The organism is Pseudopedobacter beijingensis (assembly GCF_042678145.1).
Classification (GTDB): domain Bacteria; phylum Bacteroidota; class Bacteroidia; order Sphingobacteriales; family Sphingobacteriaceae; genus Pseudopedobacter; species Pseudopedobacter beijingensis.
Genome location: NZ_JBHUDG010000020.1, coordinates 236,106 through 242,180, shown reverse-complemented (window position 1 = coordinate 242,180; position 6,075 = coordinate 236,106). Strand labels below are relative to the sequence as shown.

The following is a 6,075-nucleotide window of genomic DNA, read 5'->3' as shown; positions in this document are numbered from 1 at the left end:
GCGGTAACACGTGGGAGAGTAGGTCGGTGCCGAACCTTAAAGAGGGCCGGAAGCTTCATGCTTACCGGCCCTTATTTGTTTGAAAAAGATTTGAAAGCTATTGCAGCGATGATCCATGTGGCTCCGAATACCTTGGGGCCAGTCCTGTCTGTGAACTCATTAAGGGATTCAAGGGGGGCCGGAATTAACATCTGCTCATTTTCCATTTTTCTGGTATTGGTGTTTCTTTAGTTTTTAGTAAAATACTTGGCAGACTTATCTATTTAGCTTCATAACTTGCCGATTTATTGGTACTTTGAACTTTTCTTTCTGCCAATTTCTTTTTTTTAAAGTCCTTAAAGTCTTCTATTATCGTTATATTTGTGTTCATAATAATAATCTATGCATGATTTATCGGTAGGATCTAGAAAGGAAGTCATGACTTATCTAGAACCTTTTATGTTAGGTGAAATGGCAGAATACTTAAAGCCCGTTGAAGAAATGTGGCAGCCGGCTGATTTTTTACCTGATTCTAGTAAAGATACTTTTTTTGATGAAGTTAGAGATTTACAGGAAAGTACAAGGGAACTGTCTTATGATTTGTTGGCTGTATTAATTGGTGATACCATAACAGAAGAAGCCTTACCTACATATGAGTCTTGGTTGACTATGGTTGATGATGTTTCTAAAAGTGAACAAGGTGGCTGGATGAAGTGGGTTAGAGCATGGACAGCAGAGGAAAATCGTCATGGTGATTTATTAAATAAATACTTATATCTATCCGGGAGGGTTGATATGAGAGCAATGGAGATCTCTACCCAATATTTGATACAGGACGGTTTTGATATTGGTACTGGAGCTGATCCTTATAGAAACTTTATATATACTTCTTTTCAGGAGTTAGCTACTAACGTATCGCATAGAAGAGTTGCTAGTTTAGCTAAGCAAGCTGGTGATAAATTATTGTCTAAGATGTGTGGGGTTATTGCTTCTGACGAGGCAAGGCATGCAAAGGCTTATAAGTCTTTTATTAGTGAGGCTATAAAAGTAGACCCAAGTGAGGTTATACTTGCTTTTGAGGATATGATGAGAAAGAAAATTGTAATGCCTGCTCATTTTTTAAGAGAAATAGGAATTAAGTCAGGAGAGACATTCGGCCATTTTACAGATGCTGCACAAAGGATAGGTGTTTATACTGCGGTAGATTATGTTGATATATTAAAGGAACTGAATGTAGATTGGGGATTGGAACATCTTACGGGACTTAATGATGCAGCAGAGAAAGGTAGGGATTATCTTCTAGCTTTACCTGCAAGGTTATTGAGGGTTGCAGAGCGTATGAAGATTCCTTCTTTAGAGTACAAATTTAGTTGGATATTGAGTAAATAGTAATGACAAGTTATATAAGAGAAAAGGTTCGATATTTAATATCGAACCTTTTCTCTTTATAGATTTTTACTTAATTTTTCCAGCATATCCTGAGGAACTGTTCTTAAATCGAGAACAAGGAACCCATCAAGGCTATCTGAAAATTTCGGATCTATATTGAAACAGATTATTTTAGCATTTAAGCCGATATACTGTCTTAATAAGACAGGTACTTTTACATGTTTGGTTTCTATTTCTGAAATGAGACTATCGAGGTTTTTAAACGAATTTTTTCCTGCAGTTAGTACATCAATATCTATTTTGGAAAAGTCTATTTTGAATTTCTTACGTGGTTTTACCAGTTCTGCCATTTCATAATCAAAATGATTTTGATAAATAAAATTGACCATTAATGATTTTGAAAATTTGCTGAATGAGTTACTGATTGATACAGGACCTATAAGGTATCGATATCTTGGGTTATCAATTACATATTTTAGAATTCCTTTCCATAGTAGAAAAAGGGGTAATGGTTTTTGTTGGTATTCTTTTCGTATCCAGGATCTTCCTAGCTCCAGACTTTCTTTAAGTACAAATTGGAATTGTGATTTTATTTTGAAAAGTTCTGCTGTGTAAAATCCTTTTTTTCCGTAGCTGTAGAATATCTCGTCTCCTTTTCCAATTCTATAGGCGCCTACTATTTTTTTATTTTCGGTATCCCAAATGAATAGGTGATTATAATAAATGTCATATTTATCTAAATCAATGGATTTGTTGGTGCCTTCTCCTACTTCTCTGAACGTTATTTCTCTAAGACGACCAATTTCTCTGATGATATTTGGAATATTATCTGTAGGAGTGATATAAACCTCATAATTTTTTTCTGTCCATACTTTATATGAATCGAGCTTTGTTATTTCTTGTGTAATAGTTTCAGCATCTGTTTCGGGGATTATTTCCTGAATACGGTTATTGATTTTAAAAAGTGAAGCGGTGTTGAATATTTTTTTCTCATCTTCTAAACCAGCACCTAGAGCATAAGTTTTAGTGCGTATAAAACTTAATAATTTTTCGGTATTATCATTTTCTGGTATTTCGTCAAAAGGAATAGGTTTTCCAATTCTTATTTTGATAGTATGCCCATTTTTATTAAATAACTCGGAAGGTAATTTTGCTGTTCTTAAGGTGGGGTGTATCAGTGATAAGATATTAAAAAGAAGACCATTATTGCCATGAAAATAAATAGGCAGAACTGGCTTTTTAGATTTAGCAATAAGTTTGCCTACTACGGGATGCCAATGTTTGTCGGTGACTTGTTGTTTGTCTAGTTTGTATGTGGAAACTTCACCTGCTGGAAATATTCCTAGTGGTATGCCTGATTTAAGCAAGGCCATAGACGTTTTTATACCGCTAATGCTTGATGAATGATCTATATTTTCGAAAGGGTTTACGGCAACAAAAAATTCACTGAGATTAGGTATTTTTTTTAAGAGGAAATTGGCCATTACTTTAGCTTCCGGTCGTTTGGAGCAAAGTAGTTTAATTAATATTAAACCTTCGATTCCTCCATAAGGATGATTTGCTACAGCGATGAAAGCGTCTTCCGCAGGTATATTTTTTAAATCATTTTCCGAAATTTCGATCTTTACTCCCAGAAGCCTTAAAATTTCGTCAACAAACTCGACCCCTTCATAATTGGAGGCTTTTTCGAAAGTTCTGTTGATGTCGTTAATTTTCATGACTTCCATCAATAAAGAAGCTAGCCCAGGCATTCTTAGCTTGTTGAGCTTGGTTGCTTCTGCGAATTCTTTAGTAGTTATTATCTTCATTAAAACTCGATATTAATTTATATCTCTTATTTCATTAGATGAAATGAGTTTGATTTGCTTGATATGTTTTTCGTATTTTGTGTTATTTTTCAGACAAATATACCTTAAACGTTTTATGTTTTTCTTTTATAAAGTATCTTTCTATGTTCAATAAAGTTAAATCTTATTTTGATATTTCGAGAAGAGAAATCAGAGGAATGCTTGTATTATTTATGATCTTGTTCCTAGTGTTTATATCTTCTTATGTCTACGAATATTTTTATGAGCAAAAGCTAGATTATAGTGTTGAAGTTTTAAAGCCTAAGATTGAGGAAATTGAAAAACGATCTGATGGATACCCATATAAAGAGTCACTAACAACCGAGAATGTTAGGTTGTTTAATTTTAATCCTAATGGCTTGCCGGCTGAAAAATGGAAATTATTAGGCCTGTCTGCTAAACAAATTAATATTATCAAAAATTACGAAGCGAAAGGTGGACACTTTTACCGCAGAGAGGATTTGAAGAAGATATACTCTATTAATGATCAATTATATAAGCGATTGGAGCCTTATATTTATATCCCTGTGAAGGAATATTCTTTTGAAAATGATCACAAAAGGGAGATGAAGAAGAATAACGATATTATTATAGATATTAACTCTGTCGATTCTATCTCTATACAATTGGTGAAAGGGATTGGGCCATCTTTTGGTAAGCGTATAGTTAAATATCGAGATAAATTAGGTGGATTTGTTAATAAAGAACAATTGAGGGAAATTTGGGGTTTGGATTCTGTGAAATTTGATCAAATTGTGTATCAGATTAATATTGATACGCAAAATGTTAATTATATTTACATCAATAACGTTTCTTTTGAGGATATTAAGGATTTTCCGTACTTGAATTATAAACAAAAGACCGTTTTATTGGCATATAGAAAACAACATGGTAGCTTTTATTCTATACAACAATTAAAGAAAGCTGCTGTATTAAATGATGATCTCCTTGAGAAAATAGCACCGTATATAAAATTTAATGATGGAAAATAGAATAAAGCGTTTAGTTAGGGATGTAGTTGATTTTCCTTCTGAAGGCATAGTTTTTAGAGATATTACCCCTATACTTAAAGATCAGGAACTTTGTAGTGATATTATTGCTGAATTTGTTTCTAGACTAAAAGGGATTAATATTGATGTTGTTGCTGGAATAGAAAGTAGAGGCTTTTTATTTGGGATGATGCTGGCCAATGAATTAAAGGTGCCTTTTGTTCCTATCAGAAAGGAAGGAAAATTACCTTATAAGTCTATTAAGCAGTGTTATGATCTTGAATATGGGCAATCTGTTATAGAAATTCACGAAGATGCATTTAAAAAGGGATCTAATATATTAGTACATGATGATTTGCTTGCTACGGGAGGGACTGTTTATGCGGCGTCGGAATTGATAGGGAAATTGGGAGGGAAAATAGCAGCCTATAGTTTTTTGATTGGACTTGAGTTTTTAAAAGGAGAAGATTTATTGAAAGAGTTTGGAGCAAAGGTTGTTCTTTTAACGAAGTATTAAGGCTGATTTAGAAATTTGTTTAATTGATTTAGTTGAGGATGACTCACCTTCTGCAATAGCTTTCATCCTGCTTAAAAGCAACCTGCTAACTTTTACAAGATAAATTAAAAAGGATTCTAAAATAAAATCAAATAAATGTTTGTGTAATTTAAGATATTGATTACCTTTGCAGTCCATAATAAAAAAAGAACAGAAGGGTGGTATTTAACACATGATTATTATCAATATTAAAGAAGGTGAATCTATTGATAGAGCACTTAAACGTTTCAAAAAGAAATTTGAGAAAACAGGCGTTTTAAGAGAGCTACGTAGCCGCCAAGCGTACGAGAAGAGATCAGTAGCTCGTAGAACGCAAAGAAAAAATGCTATTTATAAGCAGTCATTAAATCAAGAAATTTAAGATTTAGCTTTTTTATATAAAAACTATTTGTATATTCATTATTGGGTATATAAATAGTTTTTTTATGTTTTTAGAGCGATTTTTCAATTATATTTCTTTTGAAAAAAGGTATTCCCAGCATACCATTAGCTCTTATCGATTAGATATTTCCCAGTTTCAAGCTTATTTAAGTATTAGTAATATTGATTTACTGAGTGTTAATCATCATGACATTCGGGGATGGATATTGTCCTTGTCGGATGATGGTATAGAGAATAGATCTGTTAATAGGAAGATATCGACCCTTAAAACATTCTACAAATTTTTAGTAAGGGAGGGCATGTTAGAGATTAATCCTACTCAAAAAATATCTACACCTAAAATAGCTAAAGAGCTTCCTGTGTTTATTGAGGTCGATAAGATGGATTTTTTATTAGATAACGAGTTTTTTGATGCTGGTTTTGAAGGAGAAAGGGATAGGCTTGTGCTGGAATTTTTGTTTGGAACTGGTGTTCGTTTAATTGAGCTGATTAATATAGATAATAAAAATATTGATTTGGTTGAAGGGAAGGTAAAGGTCTTAGGTAAGAGGAATAAGGAGCGGATTGTTCCGTTGTCAAAAACTTTAGTGCAATTAATAGAAAAATATCAGAATCTAAAATTAAGTTCTTTTGAAGGTAATATAAGTACATCTTTAATCGTTACGAATAAAGGAACTAAAGTTTATCCAAAGTTTATCTATCGAATTGTGAGAAAATATCTATCGTTTGTTACTACAAGGAAAAAGAGAAGTCCACATGTGTTACGTCATACTTTTGCAACAGCTCTGTTAAATGCTGGTGCAGATATCAATGCCATTAAAGATTTGTTGGGGCATGCAAATTTGGCTGCTACACAAATATATACGCATAATTCAATCGAGCGAATTAAATCAATTTATAAACAGGCTCATCCAAAAGCCTAAAAAACAGGAGG

At 33.0% G+C, this 6,075-nt stretch carries 7 protein-coding genes; 6 read left to right on the top strand and 1 reads right to left on the bottom strand.

All coding sequences use genetic code 11. The features are described from left to right. Together ACFSAH_RS14050 and ACFSAH_RS14045 are read left to right on the top strand one after the other, a co-directional pair. Positions 1-231, top strand: a 231-nt coding sequence (locus tag ACFSAH_RS14050) for a hypothetical protein (protein ID WP_379663369.1), incomplete at its 5' end; no start/stop codon positions are given. A gap of 150 nt (positions 232-381) precedes the next feature. Then, the gene (locus ACFSAH_RS14045) at positions 382-1,368 is read left to right on the top strand and encodes an acyl-ACP desaturase (protein WP_379663368.1); all 987 of its coding nucleotides are present in this window, start codon (positions 382-384) and stop codon (positions 1,366-1,368) included. 56 nt (positions 1,369-1,424) lie between these two features. Here ACFSAH_RS14045 and ACFSAH_RS14040 read toward each other — a convergent pair whose 3' ends face one another. Beyond that, positions 1,425-3,176: a lysophospholipid acyltransferase family protein gene (locus ACFSAH_RS14040; RefSeq protein WP_379663367.1), complete on the bottom strand. Its 1,752-nt coding sequence runs from the start codon at positions 3,174-3,176 to the stop codon at positions 1,425-1,427. Between the two features lie 143 nt (positions 3,177-3,319). Here ACFSAH_RS14040 and ACFSAH_RS14035 point away from each other — a divergent pair, with 143 nt between their 5' ends. From ACFSAH_RS14035 to ACFSAH_RS14020, 4 genes are all read left to right on the top strand, one after another. Further along, the gene (locus tag ACFSAH_RS14035; protein WP_379663366.1) at positions 3,320-4,207 is read left to right on the top strand and encodes a helix-hairpin-helix domain-containing protein; all 888 of its coding nucleotides are present in this window, start codon (positions 3,320-3,322) and stop codon (positions 4,205-4,207) included. After that, entirely contained in the window at positions 4,194-4,721 is a 528-nt protein-coding gene (locus ACFSAH_RS14030; RefSeq protein WP_379663365.1) for an adenine phosphoribosyltransferase, read from the top strand. The genes ACFSAH_RS14035 and ACFSAH_RS14030 overlap by 14 nt, the downstream gene beginning before the upstream one ends. A gap of 211 nt (positions 4,722-4,932) precedes the next feature. Next, positions 4,933-5,121 carry a 30S ribosomal protein S21 gene (gene rpsU / locus ACFSAH_RS14025; protein WP_379663364.1) on the top strand — a complete coding sequence of 63 codons (189 nt, stop codon included), beginning with the start codon at positions 4,933-4,935 and terminating at the stop codon, positions 5,119-5,121. Between the two features lie 64 nt (positions 5,122-5,185). Continuing rightward, complete coding sequence (locus ACFSAH_RS14020) at positions 5,186-6,064, top strand: tyrosine-type recombinase/integrase (protein WP_379663363.1); 879 nt, start codon at positions 5,186-5,188, stop codon at positions 6,062-6,064. The last annotated feature ends 11 nt before the right edge of the window (positions 6,065-6,075 follow it).

Bases quoted from the DNA above. Each gene is read 5' to 3' on its own strand.
- ACFSAH_RS14045 (WP_379663368.1), top strand. From the start codon at position 382: ATGCATGATTTATCGGTAGGATCTAGAAAGGAAGTCATGACTTATCTA.
- ACFSAH_RS14040 (WP_379663367.1), bottom strand. From the start codon at position 3,176: ATGAAGATAATAACTACTAAAGAATTCGCAGAAGCAACCAAGCTCAAC.
- ACFSAH_RS14035 (WP_379663366.1), top strand. From the start codon at position 3,320: ATGTTCAATAAAGTTAAATCTTATTTTGATATTTCGAGAAGAGAAATC.
- ACFSAH_RS14030 (WP_379663365.1), top strand. From the start codon at position 4,194: ATGATGGAAAATAGAATAAAGCGTTTAGTTAGGGATGTAGTTGATTTT.
- rpsU (WP_379663364.1), top strand. From the start codon at position 4,933: ATGATTATTATCAATATTAAAGAAGGTGAATCTATTGATAGAGCACTT.
- ACFSAH_RS14020 (WP_379663363.1), top strand. From the start codon at position 5,186: ATGTTTTTAGAGCGATTTTTCAATTATATTTCTTTTGAAAAAAGGTAT.